Source organism: Nocardia sp. NPDC059228, from assembly GCF_042754245.1.
GTDB lineage: Bacteria > Actinomycetota > Actinomycetes > Mycobacteriales > Mycobacteriaceae > Nocardia.
The window spans coordinates 149863-171572 of sequence record NZ_JBHZAL010000015.1 but is presented as its reverse complement, the minus strand read 5'-3'; the positions used below and the strand labels follow the sequence as shown (position 1 = coordinate 171572).

Below are 21710 nucleotides of genomic sequence, written 5' to 3'. Positions count from 1 at the left end.
CACCGGTAAGCGCGACGAGACCGATCGGGCGATGTCCGAGCGGGCGAACCCGGCTGCCGCCGTGGAGTCCGGTCGCGCGGCCAGCGGGCGCGGGGCAGTCGAGATCGCCGATTCGGAGACGGAATCGGTTGCCGCACATCGTTTGCCGGCGAGTGTCGATCCGGCTCCGGCCGGTCGGCGCAGCCGCCCGCGCACCACGCTGATCTTCGCCGCTGCCCTGGCCGGGCTGGTGGTGCTGGCCCTGATCTCCGCGGCCATCGGCCAGGTGCCGACCAGCCCCGCCGAGGTCGCGGGCAGCGTGTTCCACCGCATCGGGCTCGACTGGGGCCCGCTGCCCCACCATCCCGCCGGCAACGTGACGTTGTGGGAAGTACGGTTCCCGCGCGTCGTACTCGCGGTGCTCGTGGGCGCGGCCCTGGCCACCGCGGGCGCGCTGCTGCAGGGCGTGTTCGCCAACCCGCTGGCCGAACCCGGCGTCATCGGCGTGTCCGCGGGCGCGGCGGTCGGGGCGGGTGCGGTCATCGTGGTCGGCGGCGCGTTCACCGCGGCCTGGTCGGTGGCGGCGGGCGCGTTCGTCGCCGGGCTGGGCACCACCCTGCTGGTGTATCTGCTCTCGCGCTCGGGCGGGCGCACCGAAGTGGTGACCTTGATCCTCACCGGCGTCGCCATCAACGCCTTCGCCGGCGGCGTCATCTCGTTCCTGCTGTTCAAGGCGTCCCCAGCGGCCCGCGATCAGCTGGTGTTCTGGCAGATGGGCAGTCTCAACGGGGCGAGCTGGCAGGCGGTCAACGTGGTGTGGCCGCTGACCCTGCTGGGCATCGCGGCCGCGATCTGGATGGCCCCGCGCCTGGACCTGCTCGCCCTCGGTGAATCCGCGGCCCGCCACCTCGGGGTCGACGTGGAACGGTTGCGGCGCAACATCCTCGTCGTCGTCGCGGTGCTCGCCACCGCCGGCGTCGCGTTCACCGGCATCATCCTGTTCGTCGGATTGATCGTGCCGCACCTGGTGCGCATGCTCGTCGGGCCCGGACACCGGGTGCTGATTCCGCTGTCGGCGATCCTCGGCGCGGCGGTGCTCGTCGCCGCCGACATCGGCGCCCGTGCCCTGGTCCACAACGCGGACCTGCCGCTGGGCATGATCACCTCGCTGGTCGGCGGGCCGTTCTTCTTCTGGCTGCTGCGCCGCACCCGGGCACGATCGGGAGGCTGGGCATGAGCGGCCTGCGCGAGCTGGCAACGATTTTCGGGCGTACCCCCGCACTGCCGGAGACACCGGAACCGGGCGCGGTCACCTTGCGCGCCCGCAACGTCAGCGCCAAGCGCGGCGACCGCACGGTCCTCGAGGGCATCGACTTCCCGGTGATCGCCGGGCAGATCGTGGCGCTGGTCGGACCCAACGGCGCCGGGAAGTCCACACTGCTGGCCGCCCTCGCCGGGGAACTCGAACTCTCCGGCGGCAGTGTCGAACTCGACGGGCACGCCCTGACCCACTGGTCCCACCTGGACATGGCGCGCCGGCGCGCGGTGCTGCCGCAATCGCACACCGTCGGATTCCCGTTCCGCGCACGCGAAGTCGTGGCCATGGGACGCTCCCCGTGGGCACGCACCGACCGCCAGGACCACGACAACGAGGCGATCGCCGCCGCCATGGCCGCCACCGACGTCGAACGCTTCGCCGAGCGGCCCTTCCCGGCCCTGTCCGGCGGTGAACGCGCCCGCGTCGCCCTGGCCCGGGTGCTGGCCCAGGACACCGCGACCCTGCTGCTCGACGAGCCCACCGCCGCACTCGATCTCGGCCACCAGGAGCAGGTGCTGCGCCTGGCGCGCGAGCGTGCCACCGCCGGCGCGGCCGTTGTGGTCGTGCTGCACGACCTCGGTGTCGCCGCCGCCTACGCCGACCGGGTCGCCGTCCTGGAAGCCGGGCGCATCGCCGCCGACGGCCCGCCCCGCCAGATCCTCACCCCGGAACTGCTCTCCCGCGTCTACCAGCACCCGGTCGACGTCTTCGACCACCCGGTGACCGGCGCGCAACTGGTGCTGCCCGTCCGCGGCTGATTCGCCGAAAGCCGTGCGGGCCAGGCACATTCGCCCCGGCCCGCACGGCGGCAACGCGGATCAGAGCTGCTGCTGACCCCACAGCAGCCGCAGCGCGCCGTTGCCCAGCCACACCGCGAACATCACCGCACCCGCGACCGGAGTCCAGGCCAGGCCCAGCAGCACCGACGCCGCGCCGAACCACACGACCTCCAAAACGACACGCCGCCAACCGGTTTGCGGGAACCGGGGATCCTTGGCCGCGCCGAACAGCGCCCACACCACGATGAACACCGCCGGGGCCGCCAGCCCCAGCACGATCCGCGCCGCGAGCGGCGCCGACACCGTGAATCCCCACCACGCGGCCGCACCCAGCACCAACAGTTCCAGCAGGAACATCACCAACAGGTTCGCGCCCTTGAGCACGCTCATCGCCAGACCAACTTCAATACCGCGGGAGTCAACAGCATACGGATCACGGTGGCGTCCAACACCAGTGCCGCGATCATGCCGTAGGCAATGTATTTCATCAGCACCAGATCCGAGAACCCGAACGCCCCGGTCACCACGATCAGAATCGCCGCGGCCGAGGTGATCACACCGCCGGTGTGGGCGATGCCGTAGCGGATCGCCTCGGGCGCCTCGGCTCCCGCCGCGCGCGCCTCGGCCATCCGCGACTGCAGGAACACCTCGTAGTCGGTCGACAGGCCGAACAGCACCGTCACGATCAGCACCAGCACCGCGAACATGAGCGGACCCGGCGTGAAATCGAACAGGCCCGCGCCGTGGCCCTGCACGAAGATCCAGGTCAGCACGCCCAGGGTGGCGCCGAGGCTGAGCGCGCTCATCACCACCGCCTTGATCGCCAGCACCAGCGACCGGAACGCCGCGTACATCAGCGCGATCGCCGCCACGACCAGGATCGCCGCCAGCAGCGGCAGCCCCTTGATCAGACCCTGGATCGAATCCCGCTCCAGCGCGGGCACCCCCGCGACCATCACCTGCACCGCGTCCGGTTGCGGGATCGAGCGCAGTGCCGCGATCACGCTGTCGGCGTCGCGTTTGTCGCGCAGCCCGCTGGCCAGCACCGTCACCTGATCCTTGGTCGGCGCGGCCGGATCGAACGGCCCCGTCATCTCCGGGCCCACCATCTGATTGGCGGCGTAGCGGATATCGGAGAGCTGCTGCGGATTCGCGCCCACCACCACCAGCTTCAACGGCTCGGTCCGGAACTGCGGGAACATGCGGTCGAAGTCCTGCTGCGCCACCCGCGCCGCATTGTCCGAGGCCAGATATCGCTCGCTCAGCCCCCCGAACTCGATACTGCGGAACGGCAGGATCAGCACCAGCAGCATCAGCACCACCGGCACGATCACCAGCCACGGCTTGCGCATCGCGAAAAGCGCCAGCCGCGAGAAGAATCCGGCATCGATCTGCTCGGCGGTGCGCACACTGGCCAGCCCGTGCCAACCCCACAGATCGATGCGCCGCCCCACGATCGACAACACCGCCGGCAGCGCCGTCACCGACAGCACCGCCGCCAGCAGCACCGAGGAGATACCGCCCAGCGGCACCGACCGCAGCACCCCGTTGGGGTAGATGAACAACGCTCCCAGGCTCACCGCGATGATCGCCGCCGAGAACAACACCGTCCGCCCGGCCGTCGCCACCGTCCGCGCGGTCGCCTCCTCGACACTGCGGCCCGCCGCCAGCTCCTCCCGGAACCGGGTCACCGCGAACAGCCCGTAGTCGATCGCCAGCCCCAGGCTCACGAGCGTGACCACCGCCGAGGCGAACACGTTGACCTGCAGATGATTCGTCAGCAGCCGCATGATGCCCTGGCTGCCCAGGATCGTCATGCCGCCGATCAGCACCGGCAGCAGCGCCCCCACCACCCCGCCGAACACGAAATACAGCAGGATCGCCACCAGCGGCAGCGCGATCAGCTCCGCCCGGCGGATGTCGTCCTGCATACCGGTGTTGATGCCCTCCACCACCGGCTGCAATCCGGCCAGCTGCACCGTCGTCCCGCCCGGCCCGGAACCGGTTGCGCCCGAGTGGAATTCGCTCTTGACGGCCAGGTAGTTGTTGACCGTGTCGGTGCCGCCGGCCCCGCGCAGCCCGATGCTGGCGAAGGCGTGCGTGCGCGAGGCGTCGGCGAACTGCCCCATCAGCGCGCCGTCCCAATACGAGTCGATCTTCAGGATCCGATCGGGATGCTCGGCGCGCAGCCGGGTCAACTCCGCCGCCACCGCCGAACGCACCGGCTCGTCGTCGACGGTCAACCCGGGCGGTGCGGTGTAGATCGCGATCAGATCCGCGTCGGTGTCGCGCCCGAAGGTGGCATCGGCCAGCTTCGACGCCGCCACCGACTGACTGGATTCGTCGAACCAGCCCTCCTGGGTGAGGTGATCACCCAGGTCCCGCCCGTAGCACCCCGACGCCAGCACCACCAGCCCGAACACGGCGAACACCGCAAACCGGAAACGGTGGATCAGCCGCCCCCATCGCAGGGATCCGGCCTCGAGCATCAGCCGCAGGCCGCGGTCTTGTAGTCGGCCGAACGCAGAATGCCGCACAGGTCGGTGCGTGAGATCTTCCAGCGCCCGTCCTTGTACACGAAATGCACCACCGTGGTGCGCACATCGGTGCCGGTGCCGTCCTTGTCCAGGCTCAGCGTCGCGGTCAGGGTGCCGTCGTGATTGTCGAACACCGGATCCTTGACCCCGTACACCGCGCGCGGATGATCGGCCAGCGCCTTGTACATGTCCGGAATCGCGTCCTTGAACGCCTGTCCGTCCTCGATCAGCGCGGTCCGGTCACTGTCGGGCAGATTCGGATCCAGTGCGCTCTTGATCTGCGCGTCCAGCTCCTGCGCGGTCGGGATGGTCGGCTTGTTGGCGCTGCTCTGCGCGGCCGCGGCCGCCGAAGACGAACTCAGTGCCGCGTACGCCGAGGACCGTGCCTGGGCCACCTTGGACTCGTCGTCGCCCCCGCCGCACGCGGCGATCGACGCGCCGAGCACGGTCAACAGAAGCGCGGCGGCGGCCGGTCGTCGAAGTCGCATCAACATCCTCGTCAGCTCGAACTGCGGTTGTGTGCCGTTAGTTTGTCACGCGCCGCGCCCGAGGGTGATTCCTGTGTCACAGACACCCGGTTCCGCGCGAGCGGCTCACATGCCGTCGATGACCGCGCTGAGCCGCCCCAGCAGCGCCCGCACCGTGACGGCCTCCCGCAGCTGCGCGGCCGGCACCGGCGTGGCCTGCGGAATCAGATCGCGCACCAGCGCCACGACGCTGCGCTCGTCGTCGAGATCGATATCGGTCACCGGTGCCATCGCCACCGCTTCGACGTCCTCGGGGCCGGGCACGGCGGTGGCCAGTCCGAGCCGGTAGATCTCGAGGGTGAGGGTCGCGCGGTGGGTGCGGAAGGCGAAGGACCGCCCGTCCGCGGTGACCCCGAACCCGTGCGCGTAACGACCCACCGTCACGTCTTCGACGATGAAGCCCGGAGTGCGGTCGGCTACCAACAGATCTCCCTGATACAGCACGCTTTTGCCTTCCACGGTAACCGCACCGGCCGACAACGCCACCGAAAGCCCATGTCACATCATGCAAATCGGCCCGGGAGGCGGGCGGCACGCCGCCGCGAAGACCCCCGCTTGTGGGGTGTGGTGACGGATCATGGTCAGATAAGAGAGCACGCATGATTTCGTCGCTCAGTTCGGTCAGTAAGGAGTTCGCTGCATGCGCCGTCGCGGCTGGATCGGTTCAGCCCTCGCGGGTGTGACCGTGGTGACCCTGCTGGCGGGCTGTTCCTCCCAGGAGAACAACGCCGACAACGCCACTCGTGACCCGGCCACCCCCGCCGCCGCGCCCGCGGCCACCGCGGCCCCCGCCGGGGAGGTGACCCCCAGCACCCCGATCTCGCTGCTGGTCTCCGAACCGGCCACCGGAATCCTGGCCGCCGCGACCACCGCCGGCGACACACCCGTGCTGCGGCTCACCGACACCGCCACGCCCGCCAACCACCGGACCACCGATGTCCCGCTACCCGGCAAGGCCGCCTCGCTCGCCCTCGGCAAGCCCGGCGAGATCCTCGTCGCGGTGCCCGGCGGGATCCTCCGCGTCGACGCCGCCTCGGCCAAGGTCACCGAGATCGCGATCGACGGCGACGTGCACGCGGTGGCGCTGCGCCCCGACGGCTCGCTGGTGGCGGGCCTGGCCAACGGCAAGGTGCTGCTGCTGGACGCGGACGGCACTGTGCGCCACACCATTTCGGGTCTGTCCTCCGCCGACGCGGTCGAAGCCGGCGACGGCGCGGTGGTCGTGCTCGATCGCCGCCAGACCGCCATCGTCCAGCTCGACGGCACCAGCAAGCTCGGGCTGTCGCTGCGCGCGGGCGACGGGGCGTCGAACATGATCGGCGACCACTTCGGCCGCCGCATCGTCACCGACACCGCCGGGCAGGAACTGCTGGTCTACACCGCCGATCCCTTGGTCCTGCACCAGCGTTTCCCGGTAGGCTCGTCGCCCTACGCACTCGCCTACGATCAGCGGTCCGAGACCGTGTGGGTGACGCTGACAGGCAGCAACGAAGTCGTCGGCTACGACCTGTCGACGGGTATACCGGTAGAGGTGGGGCGCTACCCGACGGTGCGCCAGCCCAACGCGGTGACCATCGACGGCCGCACCGGTGACATGTTCGTGGGATCCGCGACCGGTGACGGTCTGCAACGGATCGGCGCGGACCAGCGGAAGAGAGGGCAGTGATGGCTCGGGCCTCACGATCGGCGCACCAATCGCGCACATTGCCGGAGGGCTGGGAGGAATCCAGCGACGAATGGGAATACGTGCCCCTGCGGCTGCCGCCCGGCATCAGCAGGGTCACCGCCTCCATGCGGCTGTCCATCCACGCCGAATACGGTGGCTGGGAGTTGTCGCGGGTACGCGCCTACACCGACGGCAGCCGTCGGGTGTTACTGCGCCGCCGCAAGACGACCCCCCTGCTATCCCCGACACCCGAGGCGGTGATGTAACCCCCCATGTACGAGCGCCTGTACAGCCTGTTGCTGAAGGTGATGTTCCTGCTGCCGCCGGAACGCATCCACCACCTGGCCTTCGCCGCCATGCGGCTCGCGACCCGCTTCGCCCCGGGCCGCGCCCTGACCGGCAGGCTGCTGGTGGCCGACGATCCGATCCTGCGCACCCGCGTGTTCGGCGTGGACTTCCCCGCGCCCCTGGGTCTGGCCGCCGGCTTCGACAAGAACGCCGACGGCGTCGACGCGTGGGGCCCGCTCGGTTTCGGCTACGCCGAGATCGGCACCGTCACCGCCCAGGCCCAACCCGGCAACCCGGCCCCCCGGCTGTTCCGCCTGCCCGCGGACCGGGCGCTCATCAACCGCATGGGCTTCAACAACTTCGGCGCGGCCGCCGCCGCCGGACACCTGGCCCATCGCCTGCCCGGCGGCGTCCCCATCGGCGCCAACATCGGCAAAACCAAGATCGTCGAACCCGAGGACGCCGCGGGCGACTACGCCATCTCCGCCGAACTGCTGGGCCCGCTGGCCGACTTCATGGTCGTCAACGTCAGCTCCCCCAACACCCCCGGCCTGCGTGACCTGCAGGCGGTGACCTCGCTGCGCCCGATCCTGCAGGCGGTCCTCGACACCGTCTCGGTCCCCGTCCTGGTCAAGATCGCCCCCGACCTGTCCGACGAGGACATCGACGCCGTCGCCGACCTCGCCGTCGAGCTCGGCCTGGCCGGCATCGTCGCCACCAACACCACCATCCGCCGCGACGGGCTGCGCACCCCCGCCGCCGACGTGGAACCGATCGGCGCGGGCGGCCTCTCCGGCGCCCCCGTCGCGGACCGCTCCCTCGAAGTCCTGCGCCGCCTCTACGCCCGAGTGGGCGACCAACTCACCCTGATCTCCGTCGGCGGCATCGAAACCGCCGACCAGGCCTGGGAACGCATCCTCGCCGGGGCCTCCCTCCTCCAGGGCTACACCGGCTTCATCTACGGCGGCCCGTTGTGGGCCAAGCACATCCACCGCGGCCTCGCCGCCAAACTCCGCGCCCACGGCTACACCACGCTGGCCGACGCGGTCGGCGCCGAACACAAAACCCGCGCCTGACAACCGCTCCCGGCCACTGACCTCGCACCGGCGGCGGCCCGACGCGTCCTGGGGACCGATCGGGTGCGGAGAATCGCCGTGCGGGTCGGGTCGGTCAGGCCCACAGGTGGCGGGAGCGGGCGCCTGTCGTCGAGGGACGGTGGGTGGTGGCTGCCCATCCTGCGAGGATCGATTCGGGTCGTTCGTCCTCCTCGTCGGTCTCTCGGGGAGTGTCCTGGCGGTACATCCGTTCGGCCAGGCGTTGCGAGAGCAGCAGTACCGCGCTTTCGACGCCGATGCCGACTCGGGTGGCCAGGTCGGCGGCCCACAGGTGGGCGGCTTCGTCGTAGACGACGGCCGGATCGGACAGGATTTCGTCCAATTCCATTCCGGCGCGGGCCTGTTCGTGGGTGAGCCGGTGGGTCGGAAGCCAGCTCAGGCGCCAGACCGCTTCGCTGCCCCGGTGCTCGCGGATCGCATATTCGGGGCTGATGGTGCTGGTCATGGCGGTGGTGGTGATGTCGATCATGGGGCCCTCCCTCGGCCGTGCACGCGAGCGGCAGGATCGCTGCCCGTTCGCGCTGTGGTGCGCTCGGTCGCGGTCGATGTCCCACGCCGGGCTGTTTGCTCCCTCATCGAATGCTGGTCGGTCGCACTGTCATCGCGTCTCCTGCTCCCGCCCGAATGTCGGCTGTGCCAACTCCTTTCCCCGGTTGTCGACCCACGGGCGATACCGCGGTCGACGATCGTCACGGCCCCGTTTCCGGCGTCGCCTGTGCTCATGCCGACCGCCGGCGCAGCAGAAACATCGCCTGCTCCACCGGAATCCCCAGTTCGCCCGCGCCGGCGATCAGGCGGCCCTGGACGATTTCGTCCCGCGGATACGGATCGACGGCGACGATTTCGGCCAGCACCATGGCCGCCAGCGCCTGGGCGCGGGCAGCAGCCGATCCGGCAGCCAACTGCACCGCCACGCCAAGGTCCACCGGTCGGCGACCCGCACGGCGCTCTCTCCGGTGACGTCGCTGGTCATCGTCCAGTCGTCGGTAGCGTAGATGGTCACGAGTCCCCCCGCTCCTGCCGGCGCCTGCGCAGGATGTCGCAGGCTGCTTCGATATCGATGCCGAGTTCGGCGGCGATGGTCTGCACGCGCTGCCACACCGTGTCGGAGCCGACGAGCGGGGTGCACAGGATTTCGGTGAGTTCCATTGCCGCCAGCGCTTGTTCGCGAGTCAGCAACGGCCGAGGCCGCCAGCTGAGCTCCCATGCCGGTTCCGGGCAGTCCGGGCGCCGCTGCGCCCATTCGACGACTGCGATGCTGCTGGTGATCGAGTTGGCACTGGGATAGATCACGGTGGCCCCCCGGGGCGTGTGTCGCCCTCGCGCGGCCGCTGGATGCCGGTGCCGGCCGACCCTCGAAAGGCGACCGGCCCGGTGGGCCGTCGCCTGCGAATGATGGTGTCGGCCAGGGCGATTGGCGACAGGAATGGATGGTGTCGGTCGCGGCGCGGACGGATTCCGTCCTAGCCCACGGCGACATCGATGTCCTGCTCCGCATCGCACTCGCTGGTCGCGCCGCGTCTGTGCCGGCGGATGTGTCGAATCAGTAGAAGCACTCCGGACACCGGACCTCCCGAACCTGCCTGGTGGGCACGGTACTTCGCCACCATCAGTATGGCATTTGCCGGGAGTTGGGTGTTTTTGCCGCTGGTCTCCGGCATTTGCCGCCGCACCCAGATTATTGCCGTATTCGCTGGTAGCTAAACCGATTTCGGCGGTATCGTTGGAGCAAATGGTGAGAGACAACAACGATCCAGGACTCGCGTCCACCATTGCGGTGCCCGACCACGCTGCGGATGCTGTCTGCGGAACCCTCATGCGTGTCAGAAAGCACGAGGGTTTGAACGTCGGCCGCATCGAGAGCAGTGAGATCGACACCAGGATTCTGCTGCAGCTCACCGCGGTACGCCGCTGTGCGCACCTGGAGCGCGTGGAGCCGAAGGATGCGCTCCCGGGAGCGATTCGCCGGATCGCCGACAAACTGTCGGTGACCGACCGGGTCGTCGTCGACGCCGAGCTGTGCCTGGGACTGCTGCGTGAGATCGGTCCGCCGGGTGTCGATCTGGATCAACACTACGGCGCGGCACTCGCTCAGCGTCGCAGCTCCCTGGCCCGCCATTGGCGGACGCTGCACGAGGCATTCGGGGCGGTCGACATCCCGCCCGCGCCCACCGCGCGGGCGGTGCGCGGGGGCCGGTACGAGGTCCCGGCCTTTGTAGCCCTCGCGAAACTCTTGACCACGCTGTCCGATCCCGGCGGTAGTGAGCGCGATGCAGTGGTCGTCATCGGCGACGCTGTCATCGACCACATCCTGGAAGTCGACCACTTCCCCCGGCCGGGGATGTCGATGTGGGGAAAGGACTCCGGTAGTCGTCCGGGAGGAAAGGGACTCAATCGAGCGGTGGCGTTGGCGCGTCTGAACCTCGATGCGAGACTTCTCGCGGCGATCGGCGATGACGACGAAGGCCTCGAGATCCTGCACTACCTCGACAGCGAACACGTCGATACCAGTCTGATCAAGGTCGCGGCGCTCGAGCGGACTCCGGTGACGACGGTGGTGACCCCGGCCGACGGCGACTATTCGTCCATTGCGATCAAGAAGGGCCGAACGCGGCTGACCTCCTCGGATCTCGAGCTCGCGCCCATCCGCCATGCGATCACCTCCGCGGCAGCGGTCGTGCTCACGTTCGAGCAGTCGGACAGCGTGATCGAGAAGGTGCTGGAAATCGTTGGTGCGGTGAATGATTCGTCCGCCGGATCCGAATCTCCATGGGTGGTCGTGAATGTGAGCCCGCCACGTCCTCCGACGCAGTACATGCGCGACCATCTCGCGGTCATCGACTACCTGGTCGGTTCCTCCGATGATCTCGCTCGACTGCGCCCCGATCTCCCGGACGGGGCCGTCGCCGAAGCCCTGCTGAACGACGGGGTCGGCACGGTGTGTGAGATCGATCGGTCCCAATGCACGGTTCATCGGCGTGGTCTCGGTGCCATCGAGGTCGATCGCTTCGGCACCGCGGTATCGAACGTCGCCGGCGCGGCCTCGGCCTTCTCCTCTGCGTTGACCAGCAGGCTCGTCAAGAACGCCCGGCCGGCCGAGACCGCGGACTTCGTGTGGGCGACCGCGGCGATGGCGACGCTGATCCATCGTGATGCCGGTGAGCATCCCGTGGAGAGCGTTCCCGACGGCATGCCTTCCGAGGCGAGCATCGACGAAATGGTCGAAAGTACGCCCGTCGGCGATGGTCGAGGCCCTGATGCTGACGCAGCAACTCCACCGCGCTGATCAGCGCCGTGACGGCTGCGCGAAGGCGACACGTCGCTGATGTATCAAAGACACGCCGACGTCTTGACGAAAGTCGTATTATGCTTCCCCGCGGCCGCAACTGGCTTGCGGGCACGGTCCCCACTCGAATGGGGTCGGAATGGTTCGACCTCACCCGGGAGGATCGGTTGCGCGCACCAGTAGTCGAGACCAAACGGTCTGATCGTGAGTACGCCGTCGCGCTGGCTGCGAAAGCTCACTGCGACACTGAGCACCGATTCACTCGCAATGGACTCGATATCACCGTCCGTGTGGTCGCGATAGACGCGAACCAGGGGTATGCGCTCGTATTCGGCGACGGGTCGCATCTGGAAAACTGCTTGGTCCGTATCCACTCCCGGTGCCTTTACGGCGATGCCCTCCGTTCCGACGACTGTGACTGCGGCCCCGAACTGGATCTGGCCATGGACATGATCCAGGAAGAAGGCAAAGGGGTACTGATCTATCTCGAGCAGGAGGGGCGCGGCGCGGGGTTGATCAACAAGGCCCGCGCCTATCAGTACAGCCAGCAGCATGACGCCGATACCTTCGAGAGCTACGGAAAGCTCGGCCTGCAATTGGATTCGCGGCGCTACACCGCCGCGGCCATGACCCTGAACGAGCTCGGGCTGACGCAGATTCGATTGTTGACAAACAATCCGGCCAAAGCCGACGACCTGCGTGAGGCGGGATTGGCCGTCGAGATGAAGCCGCTGCTGATTCCGCCTCAGAATCCCACTGTGCACCGCTATCTCGAGGCCAAGCGCGCCCACCGGCATCATCGTTTGCCGAAGTCCTGGCGGTTCTACAAGTGGGTCGATCGCCTGATGCAGGCGACCGGGCTGCTGGTATTCGGACTGTGTTGTGCCGCATTGGCCGTGGTCGCGCGTTCGACCATCCTGACCGTCTGGGAGCGTGTCTGGCCCGGCGCTGCGGTGCCCGCCGGTGGATTCGTGATCATCGCTGTCGGTATCGCGGCCGCAGTCGGACTGGCTGTCGGTAAGCGCGGTTCCGCCCGGCGACGCCTGCAGAAGGCGCGGCTGGCCTCCCGCATAGTGTCCGTGCAGCTGCGGTAGGACACGATCGCCTCTGGATATCGTGCCCGTTTTGCTCGGATCGGGGCATGAACCTGGTCGCTCGGCCATAATTGCCAGAGGCAGGGCGGCAGGTGGTGTAGGCGTGAAAGAGCTTCAGGCAACCGCACATTCGTTGCTCCGGAACGGACGCGAGTTGCGGGTGCGTGTGAAGGAAGTGCACGACGAAGCCGGTGTCGGGCACATGCTGATCTTCGGGGAGCCGGCCGATGGGTGCCTGGTACGGATCCACTCCCGCTGCCTCTACGGCGATGTGCTCGGCTCGCAGGACTGCGACTGCGGCCCCGAACTCGACCTGGCCATGGACCTCATCCAGGACGAGGGCGGGCAGGGTGTGCTCATCTATCTCGAGCAGGAGGGGCGCGGAGAAGGCCTCGAGGTCAAGGCGATGGGGTTGCATCTCGGTGAAGAGACAGGTGCGGACACCTTCGATGTCTACCGGCGGCTGGGGCATCCCGACGATTCCCGCACCTATGACCATGCCGCCTATGCGCTGGCCGCCCTGGGATTGCGATCGGTGCGGCTGATGACCAACAACCCGGACAAGGTCGCCGCCGTGGCGGACGCGGGGCTGATCGTGACGGCGGTGCCGCTCGAGACCGAGCCGCGCAGTCCGCAGGCGGCGCTGTACATGGCGGCGAAAGCCAAACGGCGCAGCGCTTATCCGGGGCGGCATGCCGGCATCGGGCGTGATCCGGTAGTCGGACCGTGGGGTCGCACCTTCGATTCCGCCACCCGCCACCAGGATCGGTAAATTCGGCCACCGAGGTGGCCGTGTAGCCCAGGACACAACCGTGATGATCTGGTTACGATGAGTGAGCCGCGCCACAGACGGCGCGTGGCCATCGCGTGATCGGGTTGGTCGTTCTCTCGGACGTCGGGGTTCGCGCAGGTGGGTGCGCGTGTGGCGGGTGAAGCGAGAGGCAATCGGGAAAAGGGTTATGACGACTGACATCGGGTATGCGCACGCATCTGGGAAAACCGTTCACACGATTCCGCAGGCGTTCCAGGAGACATTGACGCTGCGGCCGGGGCAGGTGGCGTTGCGGACCGTCGGGGGGACACAGCAGATCACCTGGCGCGAGTACGGGGAACGGGTGCGCGCCATCGCGGCGGGGCTGGCCGGATTGGGGGTGGGGCGCGGGGACACCGTGGGGATCATGCTGACCAACCGGCCGGAGTTCAATCTGGTCGACACGGCGGCGTTGCACGTTGGAGCGACGCCGTTCTCGATCTACAACACCAGCTCCGCCGAGCAGATCGCCCACCTGTTCACCAATGCCGAGAACAAGGTCGTGATCACCGAGCCCGCGTTCCTGGACGTGGTGCGCGGGGCGGGCGTCGAGCTGGAACACATTGTGCTGGTGGAGGGTTCGGCGGCGGGCACGCTGACCCTGGCCGAGGTGGAGGCCGCGCCCGAGGCGGACTTCGACTTCGATGCCGCCTGGCAGGCGGTGCGGCCCGACGATGTCGCGACGCTGATCTACACCTCGGGCACCACCGGCCCCTCCAAGGGCGTGGAGCTCACCCACGCCAATGTGGTGGCCCAGATCGTGGGCCTGGTCGAGGGCCCGCTGACCGTCGGCCTCGACGACCGCTCGGTGTCCTACCTGCCGGCCGCCCATGTGGCCGACCGCATTTCGGGCCACTGCGCCAACCTGTTCACCGGCGTGCAGATGACCTGCGTGCCCGACCCGCGCGAGATCGCCGCCGCCCTGCCCGACGCCCGCCCGACCGCGTTCTTCGGCGTGCCGCGCGTGTGGCAGAAGATCAAGGCCGGGATCGACGCCAAGCTCGCCACCGAGGCCAGCCCGGTGAAGAAGGCCCTCGCCAACTGGGCGCTCGGGGTCGGCGCGCAGGCTGCCCGCGCGGATCTGGCCGGCACCGGCCGCGGCCCGCTGCTGGATGTGCAGCACAAGCTGGCCGACGCGCTGGTGCTGTCGAAGCTGCGTCACGCGCTGGGCTTCGACGAGTTGCGCGTCGCCGCCTCCGGTGCGGCCGCGATCCCGCCGGAGACCCTGGAATACCTGCTGGGCCTGGGCTTCACGGTGACCGAGGTGTGGGGCATGTCGGAGACCTCCGGTGTCGGCACCTACACCCCGCTGGCCAAGCCGAAGCCGGGCACCGTCGGTGTTCCGTTGCGCGGGCTGGAGATTCGCCTGGGCGAGGACGGGGAACTGCTCGTCCGCGGCGGCATCGTCACCCACGGCTACCGCAAGATGCCCGACAAGACCGCCGAGGCCATCGACGGCGACGGCTGGCTGCACACCGGTGACGTCGCCACCATCGACGGCGACGGCTACGTCAGCATCGTCGACCGCAAGAAGGAACTCATCATCAACGAGGCGGGAAAGAACCTGTCTCCCACCAATATCGAGAACACCGTCAAGGCGGTGTCCTCGCTGGTCGGCCAGGTGGTGGCGATCGGTGACGCCAAGCCGTTCATCTCCGCGCTCATCGTGCTCGACCCCGACACCGCGGTGGTGCGGGCCAAGGCTCTGGGCACTCCCGACGCCGAGCTGAAGACCCTGGCCGCGCACCCGGAGATCGTCGCCGAGATCAAGGCCGCGGTCGCCGAGGCCAATGCCAAGCTCTCGCGGGTGGAGCAGATCAAGCGCTTCACCATCCTGGATCTGGGCTGGGAGCCCGGCGGTGACGAACTCACCCCGACCCTCAAGCTCAAGCGCAACCCGATCGCGGCCAAGTACGCCACCGAGATCGCCGCGCTGTATCTGACCCCGCCGCCGGACGGCGTGATCAACATGAGCTGATCCGGGGGCACGCCACCGGAACAGAGGTGGGCCTGGACGAGTCGTCCAGGCCCACAGCCGTTTTCGCGTCCGTTGTGCTACAGGCGCCGCATCGCCGGTGGTGTCACCCGCGCGCCGCGGCCGTCCGGGTCACCCGGGCCAGCAGATCGCTCATCGACTCGGCGATCCGCCCCATCTGACGGTGACTGTGCTCGGCGGTGTCGTACTCCACCTGAATCGTCAGCCGATCGCCGACCGTGAAGATCGTCATCTTCGGCGGCATGCCGGCCGCCATCGCGAACACCTCGTCCCGCACGAACTCCAGGCCCGCGGGCATCGGATGTGCGGGCAGCCGGCCCATATTCGACAAGGCGATCGCCGGCGCACCCGACAGCATCGCCGCCACCTCCGGCGCCAGCGCCCGCTGCGCGGCCCGCATGAACAGCGCCGGGAACCGTGCGTCCAGCATCTGCCGCATGGTCGCGTCGACCACCGCGCCCAGCGCCCGCGGATCGGCATCCCGATCCACCAGCGCCGGGGTTCCCGCCCCCGAGGCGCAATTGAGCATCGTCGAGGCCGGCAGTCGCGGCGAGAGTTCCGGCCGCAGATCCGCGGCATGCCCGCACATCAACGGCAGCGGCCCGTCCTCGGCGAGCTCGGCGCGCACCGCCGCCAGGGCGGCTCCGGCGAGCAAGCTGTTGACCGAGATCCCTTGTTCGCGTGCCACCTCCACCAGCTCGCCGGTGTGCCGGGGCGGCAATTCGATGCGGCGCAACGCCAATCGCCCGCCGGGATCGCCCGACCCGTCGCCGTCGTGCGGCAAGGTCCGCGGTGCGCCCTCGGGCCCGACGGTCGCCGCCATCTCCCCTACCTGCGCGAGGAATCCGTCGACCTCGGCGTCGGTGGTGACCCGCGCCAGCAGTCGATCGACGCCGTCGAGCAGGTCCCGGTCCGTATCCTCGAGCGGTAGTGCCGTTCCCGCGAAGTGTGCGCTGTAGCGCCTCCACATCTCGTCCAGCAGCGCGAAAGCCGAACGCCCATCGCTGATCCCGTGATGGATGACCAGCACGATGCGACTGTCCACGGGCCCGCGCAGCAGCACCGCCCGGAACAGCCCCGCACTCCAGTCAGGGCAAGTGTTGACCAGTTCCCAGTACTCGTCGACCTCGCCGTCGCGCACCTCCAACGGCGGCGCATAGCCCTCGTCCACCTCGAACCGCGCCACCCCCGCCACCGTGACGGCGCGGCTGCGCAGCAGCACATGCCCGGCCGCGAGTTCGCCGAGCACCCGCCGCAGCACGGCGGGATCGACCGCACCGCGCACGGTGGTGCCGATGAACAGCGGCATCCCGCCGATCGGCACGCTGCCGAGGCGGGTGTCGGTGGCGAAGTAACCGGTTTCGAAGGGGGACAACAGTCTCTGCTGAGTCATGTCGGGGCTCGTACTTCCGTGTGATGGATCGTGCCGAACTCGACCATACACACGTTTCATACGTATGTACAAAACATCTGTTTTAAACGGCTGTTACAAACGACCGTTTCACCCGGTGCTAGGCTCTACCGCCGTGGGAACCCGAGAAGATCTCCTCGCCGCGACCAAGCAGTGCCTGGCCGACCGCGGCTACGCCCGCACCACCGTGCGCGACATCGTCGCCGCCTCCGGCGCCAACCTCGCGGCCATCAACTACCACTTCGGCACCCGCGACAAGCTGCTGAACCAGGCCATGCTCGAGGCCACCGCCGCCGCCGTGCAGCAGATCCTCGACTCCCTGCCCGCCGATCGCGCCGGTGATCCGGCCGCCCGCCTGAACACCTTCTGGCACAAACTGATCGACTCGTTCACCGCCGACCGGGTGATCTGGACCGCCAATATCGAATCCGCGGCCCAGGCCCTGCACTCCCCCACCCTGCGCGCGGAAACCGGTGCCGCACAGCAACAAGCGCGCGCCGGCCTCACCGAAGCCCTCGGCGCCGGCGACCCCGCCATCGGCGCACTCCTGCAAACCCTCATCGGCGGCCTGCTGGTCCAATACCTCATCGACCCCGACCACTCCCCCACGCCGGAAGATCTCGCCGCGGGCCTGTGCGGCCTGGCCCAGCTCACGACCCCCGACTAGCCACCTGCACTCGCCGCTGGGCACGGCCGGCCGCGCCGCCGCCGCTGCCACACCGCGACGAGCCTCGGGTGTCCGAGTCGGGCGACCGGCCCAGTCTCGTTGGATCCCAGCGCCGTCCGGGTGCTGTCGGGTGCCTCCGCGATCGGGACACAGGAGTTCCCGGTAGTAGTCGCCGAAAATCCAACGAAATTTTCGTAGATCCTGGTCAGGTGCGGTGCGGCGATAGGCGACCAGGTCGCCAGCCTCGTAGAGACGGACGGGTCGTCTCCGTCTGCGAGCACCGTTTCCAGCTCTCCGAGGGCTTCGTGCAGTTCGTCGGTAGCGGCCGCCAGCGCGCGGGCCGGATCGGCGGATGTCGACCAAGCGGCAGAATTCGGCGCGTTGCGGCTCCCATGGTTCGGGCGTGAGCAGGTAGGCAGCTGGGTCTGCGTTACGGCGTGAGCCTGGCATGTGCGCATCGCCGCTGCGCAGGCCATCCCGCAGGCCGAGCAGCACGCACAGGCGAACACTCTGCTCTACAACGACACCGCTGCACCGGCATTCCTGAGGTCACGAGGTGAATCCCTCCGGATTTGATGCCGACTGCTGCGCGGCCTGTACATCAAGGCCTCGGACTCGCTGCCACGCTCGGTCGAGCAGCGCGTCGCGGTGCAGGAGCGTCCGGGCGCGGACCGGGCGTACGGGGGATTTCCTCACTGTGGCCCCATCTCTCCACCATCATCCGCATAGCCTGCAGCGTGGTCCACGCGTCCGCCTTGACGGACTTCTTCTTGCTGCGCATCGTGCGCTTGGAGATTCCGTAGATGGGGTTCTCGCCCTTGATGGCGCCGTGGCGTTTACACAGGTCGAGAGTCTCGCGCAGAATCGTGGCCTGGCACCGCGCCTTCCGCTTGTGACCCAACAGCAGCGACCGGATCGGGCCATCGTCCAAACGGCACGCCAGCTGGATCATGACCCGTCAGGCCGCGCTGCCCACCGTACGGCGCACCGACCTCGACGAGCTGCTCGCCACCTGCCCCGAAATGACCGCTGTCACTGGGCTCGTGCACGAGTTCGCCCACATCATGAGCAACCGCCGCGGCAGCGAGCTCGACTGTTGGATGAAACAGGTCCGCGAGGCGCGGCTACCCGAACTCAAACCCTTCTTGACCGGCCTGGATCAAGACCATGATGCCGCCGTCGCCAGCCTCACTCTGCCCTTCAGCAGCGGCCCGATCGAGGTTGTGAACACGAAAACCAAGCTGATCAAACGACAGATGCATGGCAGGACTGGCTGCCAGCTGCTCCGCCGCCGAATCCTGTTGGCATAGTTCGCGATCCGCCACCACCGAAAGAGGGCCAGAGCCGCTATCTGGACAGACCCGGGCCACACATTCGAGGTCCAGCAGGGACGCCTGGTTCATGACCTGCTTCGGTGTCACGACTCCATCACTGCGAATTTTGGGCAACTCAGTTTCGATATGCTTGCGTGCTGATTGTCGGCGCATCCGGAGCGGAGCAGCACGGGTAACGGATTGGCTCCGGTCACGACAGGAAATGCAGACTGTGGTTAACGGCTCGGTCGGTGGAAAGCGGTGCGAAGAAGGGGATTTGGGTGGCGCGGCGGCGGGGGTTCCTTGCTGAACTGCAGCACCAGCAGAGGCTGGCGCAGCAGCGGCAAGCGAGGCAGCAGCGGGAAGCCATACGAGCGCACAACGAGGCTGTACGGGAGGCGCAACGCTCTGTTCGCGAGCAGCAACGCGCGGCTGCCGCCGCTATGCGAGCTTCGGCCGCCGAACGCGCTGCCGCGGAACGCGCTGCCAAGCTGGCCCACATAGCAGCCCGCGAGGCAGAAGCCGCGGAGAAGAACGCACAGCTCGCTGTCACCTATGACGAGATCGACAACCTCCTCAATGCCACACTGGAGACCGACGACTGGGTCAATCTGGAGTCGCTCCGTGAACATGTCGAGGATCTCCTGTTCGATCGTCCCGAATTGCTGGTTCCGTCGCTGGCTCCCCGTTACCGGCCGACGCCAGCTCGCCCGATCTTCAAGCCCCCTGCGCCGCCGTCGAGTCTCAGCGGTGCTCTGGGCGGTAACCGCAGGCATGCAATGAACGTGGAGGCGGCGCAACGCGAGTACCTGAGCCGTGTACAGCAATGGGAGATTGCTCTCACTCAGACCTGTGCGCGGAACGCCGAGCTGCGCGATGAGTGGCGCCAACGGGAGGCGTCCCGCTGTTCAGCGTTGGCCGATGCACAACGCAGGCTCGAACAACTCAACACCGAGCGTCGCAAGCAAGCCGAATTGTCGAACGCCCGCCTAGACGGACTGATCACTCGTTTGAGTGAGCGGCAGCCTGCCGCGATGGACGAGTATGTGGCTATTGTGCTGGCGAACTCGATCTACCCCGAGGCATTCGAGGTGTCGTACGAGCACAGCTTCGACGCGGACGACCACGAACTGCGCATCACCGTGTTGGCTCCACACCCCGACACGTTCCCCACCTCGAAAGCCTTCCGCTACAACAAGTCCAACGACGAGATCACCACGACCGTAATGTCGGCTGCGGACACGAAGCGCCGCTATGCATCGGCGATCGCGCAGACGGCGCTGCGGACAGCACATGAAATGTTCGAAGCCGATCGGGAAGGAATCATCGACAGCGTCGCGCTGACCGTCGCCGTCGACACCGTCGACAGCGCAACCGGCCACGACACCCGGATCGACCTCGTCCGGCTGGCAACCGATCGCCCAGATTTCCTTCCCATCGAGCTTTCTCGCGTGGAACCGGCCGCCACGCTGGCCTACCTCTCGGCAGCGGTATCGAAGAATCCCTACGGGCTGGCTCCCTTGGCAAATCACGGAGTACGCGGATGAACGACCCACAAGACGCGATCGTCGGACTGCGAAAGATGTTGATCGTCAAGGAACGCGAAGCCGCCGACCTGCAAGACCGCATCCACGATCTCACCGCGCAACTCCAAGCCCGCCCCATTCCCGCTGCCGAACCGCCAGCTCTGAATGACCCCCGGCTCATCACCGTCGAAGACGCACTGGTGCTTCAGGAGGTGGGGATCTACGAGTATCACCACCCCCTGGAGAACGCCGACAGTTACAAGCAGGCTCTCGCAGACCTTCGCACCGACGTACGCGAAGCTGTGAAGAGCAGTGAAGCCATCGTTGTGGCCAAAAAGTTCAGCTTCAACAACTCACTCGCCGAAGGCCGTCGGTTGACCTCGGACCTGTCCAAGCTCATGCTGCGAGCGTACAACGCCGAGGCCGAGAACTGCGTCCGAACCATACGGGCCGGCAACTTGGACACCGCCAAACGGCGACTCGACAAAGCCGCCAAAGATATCGAAAAGCTCGGCGCAGCAATGCAGATGCGCGTGTCACCCGACTACCACGAGCTACGTATCAAGGAACTCGAACTCACCGCCGACTACATGATGAAGGTGCAGGAGGAACGCGAGGCCGCCCGGGAGGAACGCGAGCGACTGCGCGAGGAACGCAAAGTCGAGCAAGAACTCGCCGCAGAGCGTGAGCGACTCGACAAAGAACAAGCGCACTACCGTGCGGTGCTACAGCGGCTCAGAGACACCGGACAAGACACCCGCGACATCGAAGACCAGTTGGCTCGCATCGCGGACGCGATCGCGCAAAACGACTACCGCGCAGCGAATATCCGTGCCGGCTACGTCTACGTCATCTCCAACATTGGAGCCTTCGGACCCGGCGTCGTCAAGATCGGACTGACCCGCCGCCTCGAACCCCTCGACCGAGTCCGCGAACTCGGCGGCGCTTCCGTCCCGTTCCCGTTCGATGTCCATGCGGTCTACTTCTCCGATGACGCGGTCACACTCGAAAACGAACTGCACAAAGAATTCAGCTCTCGACGGCTCAACCATGCGAACCAACGGCGCGAATTCTTCTTCGCCACACCTGAAGAAGTACGTCAAGTGCTGACGAAGAAGGTGGGAAACCTCCTCGACTACAATGACTCTCCCGAAGCCACGCAGTACTTCCAATCGAAGGGTTACTGGCCCGACTTTAGGGGATAGCGATTAAACTGACACGCCCACACGGTGGGCAAACTCCCGAAGGGTGCTTCGTCTGTCGTGTTGGAGGAGCACGCTGACCACCGTCCGGAGCAGGGTACGCCGCCGCCGCAAAGCATCAGCGCGGCGATCTTGCGGTGTCCGCACGGGCTATTCCTCGGCGTATTTCAGCCACGCTCGACGCGAATCGCTGCA

The 21710-nt window shown here is 67.7% G+C and carries 21 protein-coding genes and 1 pseudogene; 13 read left to right on the top strand and 9 right to left on the bottom strand.

Annotation, left to right across the window (positions count from 1 at the left end; translation table 11 throughout):
• Window positions 1-199 precede the first annotated feature (199 nt).
• Together ACFXKA_RS23615 and ACFXKA_RS23610 are read left to right on the top strand one after the other, a co-directional pair.
• Window positions 200-1216 (top strand): FecCD family ABC transporter permease, encoded by a 1017-nt coding sequence (locus tag ACFXKA_RS23615; protein WP_379428952.1) that lies wholly within the window; start codon window positions 200-202, stop codon window positions 1214-1216.
• A complete protein-coding gene (locus ACFXKA_RS23610) occupies window positions 1213-2055 on the top strand; it encodes a heme ABC transporter ATP-binding protein (RefSeq protein WP_379428920.1) in 843 nt (280 codons plus the stop codon). Before ACFXKA_RS23615 ends, ACFXKA_RS23610 begins: the two co-directional genes overlap by 4 nt.
• Before the next feature lie 60 nt (window positions 2056-2115).
• Here ACFXKA_RS23610 and ACFXKA_RS23605 read toward each other — a convergent pair whose 3' ends face one another.
• The 4 genes from ACFXKA_RS23605 to ACFXKA_RS23590 form a co-directional block, all read right to left on the bottom strand.
• A complete protein-coding gene (locus tag ACFXKA_RS23605; RefSeq protein ID WP_379428919.1) occupies window positions 2116-2466 on the bottom strand; it encodes a YrdB family protein in 351 nt (116 codons plus the stop codon).
• A complete protein-coding gene (locus ACFXKA_RS23600; protein WP_379428918.1) occupies window positions 2463-4613 on the bottom strand; it encodes an MMPL family transporter in 2151 nt (716 codons plus the stop codon). The genes ACFXKA_RS23605 and ACFXKA_RS23600 overlap by 4 nt, the downstream gene beginning before the upstream one ends.
• Entirely contained in the window at window positions 4565-5101 is a 537-nt protein-coding gene (locus ACFXKA_RS23595) for a hypothetical protein (protein WP_354832460.1), read from the bottom strand. Before ACFXKA_RS23595 ends, ACFXKA_RS23600 begins: the two co-directional genes overlap by 49 nt.
• 105 nt (window positions 5102-5206) lie before the next feature.
• The gene (locus ACFXKA_RS23590; protein WP_354832462.1) at window positions 5207-5584 is read right to left on the bottom strand and encodes a hypothetical protein; all 378 of its coding nucleotides are present in this window, start codon (window positions 5582-5584) and stop codon (window positions 5207-5209) included.
• A gap of 196 nt (window positions 5585-5780) precedes the next feature.
• Between ACFXKA_RS23590 and ACFXKA_RS23585 the strand changes: the two genes are divergently transcribed.
• From ACFXKA_RS23585 to ACFXKA_RS23575, 3 genes are read left to right on the top strand one after another with little or no spacing between them, the layout of a single operon-like run.
• Window positions 5781-6806: a hypothetical protein gene (locus ACFXKA_RS23585; RefSeq protein ID WP_379428917.1), complete on the top strand. Its 1026-nt coding sequence runs from the start codon at window positions 5781-5783 to the stop codon at window positions 6804-6806.
• A complete protein-coding gene (locus ACFXKA_RS23580) occupies window positions 6806-7072 on the top strand; it encodes a DUF5703 family protein (RefSeq protein WP_040857817.1) in 267 nt (88 codons plus the stop codon). The genes ACFXKA_RS23585 and ACFXKA_RS23580 overlap by 1 nt, the downstream gene beginning before the upstream one ends.
• Window positions 7073-7090: 18 nt before the next feature.
• On the top strand, window positions 7091-8170 hold the full coding sequence (locus ACFXKA_RS23575) for a quinone-dependent dihydroorotate dehydrogenase (RefSeq protein WP_379428951.1): 1080 nt from the start codon (window positions 7091-7093) through the stop codon (window positions 8168-8170).
• A 94-nt stretch (window positions 8171-8264) separates the two neighbouring features.
• Here ACFXKA_RS23575 and ACFXKA_RS23570 read toward each other — a convergent pair whose 3' ends face one another.
• The 3 genes from ACFXKA_RS23570 to ACFXKA_RS23560 all read right to left on the bottom strand — a co-directional run bounded on the left by ACFXKA_RS23570 (window position 8265) and on the right by ACFXKA_RS23560 (window position 9502).
• The gene (locus tag ACFXKA_RS23570) at window positions 8265-8678 is read right to left on the bottom strand and encodes a hypothetical protein (RefSeq protein ID WP_379428916.1); all 414 of its coding nucleotides are present in this window, start codon (window positions 8676-8678) and stop codon (window positions 8265-8267) included.
• A gap of 250 nt (window positions 8679-8928) precedes the next feature.
• Entirely contained in the window at window positions 8929-9123 is a 195-nt protein-coding gene (locus ACFXKA_RS23565; protein ID WP_379428915.1) for a hypothetical protein, read from the bottom strand.
• Window positions 9124-9208: 85 nt separating this feature from the next.
• Window positions 9209-9502 carry a hypothetical protein gene (locus ACFXKA_RS23560; RefSeq protein WP_379428914.1) on the bottom strand — a complete coding sequence of 98 codons (294 nt, stop codon included), beginning with the start codon at window positions 9500-9502 and terminating at the stop codon, window positions 9209-9211.
• A gap of 439 nt (window positions 9503-9941) precedes the next feature.
• On the opposite strand from ACFXKA_RS23560, the gene ACFXKA_RS23555 reads away from it, so the two are divergent.
• From ACFXKA_RS23555 to ACFXKA_RS23540, 4 genes are all read left to right on the top strand, one after another.
• Window positions 9942-11495 (top strand): carbohydrate kinase family protein, encoded by a 1554-nt coding sequence (locus ACFXKA_RS23555; RefSeq protein ID WP_379428913.1) that lies wholly within the window; start codon window positions 9942-9944, stop codon window positions 11493-11495.
• A gap of 8 nt (window positions 11496-11503) precedes the next feature.
• Entirely contained in the window at window positions 11504-12589 is a 1086-nt protein-coding gene (locus tag ACFXKA_RS23550; RefSeq protein WP_379428912.1) for a GTP cyclohydrolase II, read from the top strand.
• 160 nt (window positions 12590-12749) lie between these two features.
• Window positions 12750-13361, top strand: coding sequence for a GTP cyclohydrolase (locus tag ACFXKA_RS23545; protein WP_379428910.1), 612 nt, complete (start codon window positions 12750-12752; stop codon window positions 13359-13361).
• A 187-nt stretch (window positions 13362-13548) separates the two neighbouring features.
• Window positions 13549-15378, top strand: a complete 1830-nt coding sequence (locus tag ACFXKA_RS23540) for an AMP-dependent synthetase/ligase (RefSeq protein ID WP_379428909.1) — start codon at window positions 13549-13551, stop codon at window positions 15376-15378.
• A 103-nt stretch (window positions 15379-15481) separates the two neighbouring features.
• Here ACFXKA_RS23540 and ACFXKA_RS23535 read toward each other — a convergent pair whose 3' ends face one another.
• Window positions 15482-16789: a hypothetical protein gene (locus ACFXKA_RS23535; RefSeq protein ID WP_379428908.1), complete on the bottom strand. Its 1308-nt coding sequence runs from the start codon at window positions 16787-16789 to the stop codon at window positions 15482-15484.
• Window positions 16790-16922: 133 nt separating this feature from the next.
• Between ACFXKA_RS23535 and ACFXKA_RS23530 the strand changes: the two genes are divergently transcribed.
• Window positions 16923-17474, top strand: coding sequence for a TetR/AcrR family transcriptional regulator (locus tag ACFXKA_RS23530; protein ID WP_379428907.1), 552 nt, complete (start codon window positions 16923-16925; stop codon window positions 17472-17474).
• Between the two features lie 204 nt (window positions 17475-17678).
• Here ACFXKA_RS23530 and ACFXKA_RS23525 read toward each other — a convergent pair.
• Window positions 17679-17975, bottom strand: a pseudogene (locus ACFXKA_RS23525) (hypothetical protein); the annotation flags it as partial.
• Window positions 17976-18388: 413 nt separating this feature from the next.
• On the opposite strand from ACFXKA_RS23525, the gene ACFXKA_RS23520 reads away from it, so the two are divergent.
• From ACFXKA_RS23520 to ACFXKA_RS23510, 3 genes are all read left to right on the top strand, one after another.
• On the top strand, window positions 18389-18784 hold the full coding sequence (locus ACFXKA_RS23520) for a transposase (RefSeq protein WP_379428950.1): 396 nt from the start codon (window positions 18389-18391) through the stop codon (window positions 18782-18784).
• Window positions 18785-19038: 254 nt separating this feature from the next.
• A complete protein-coding gene (locus ACFXKA_RS23515; RefSeq protein WP_379428905.1) occupies window positions 19039-20334 on the top strand; it encodes a hypothetical protein in 1296 nt (431 codons plus the stop codon).
• Window positions 20331-21518, top strand: a complete 1188-nt coding sequence (locus tag ACFXKA_RS23510) for a DUF4041 domain-containing protein (protein WP_379428904.1) — start codon at window positions 20331-20333, stop codon at window positions 21516-21518. The genes ACFXKA_RS23515 and ACFXKA_RS23510 overlap by 4 nt, the downstream gene beginning before the upstream one ends.
• Window positions 21519-21710 lie beyond the last annotated feature (192 nt).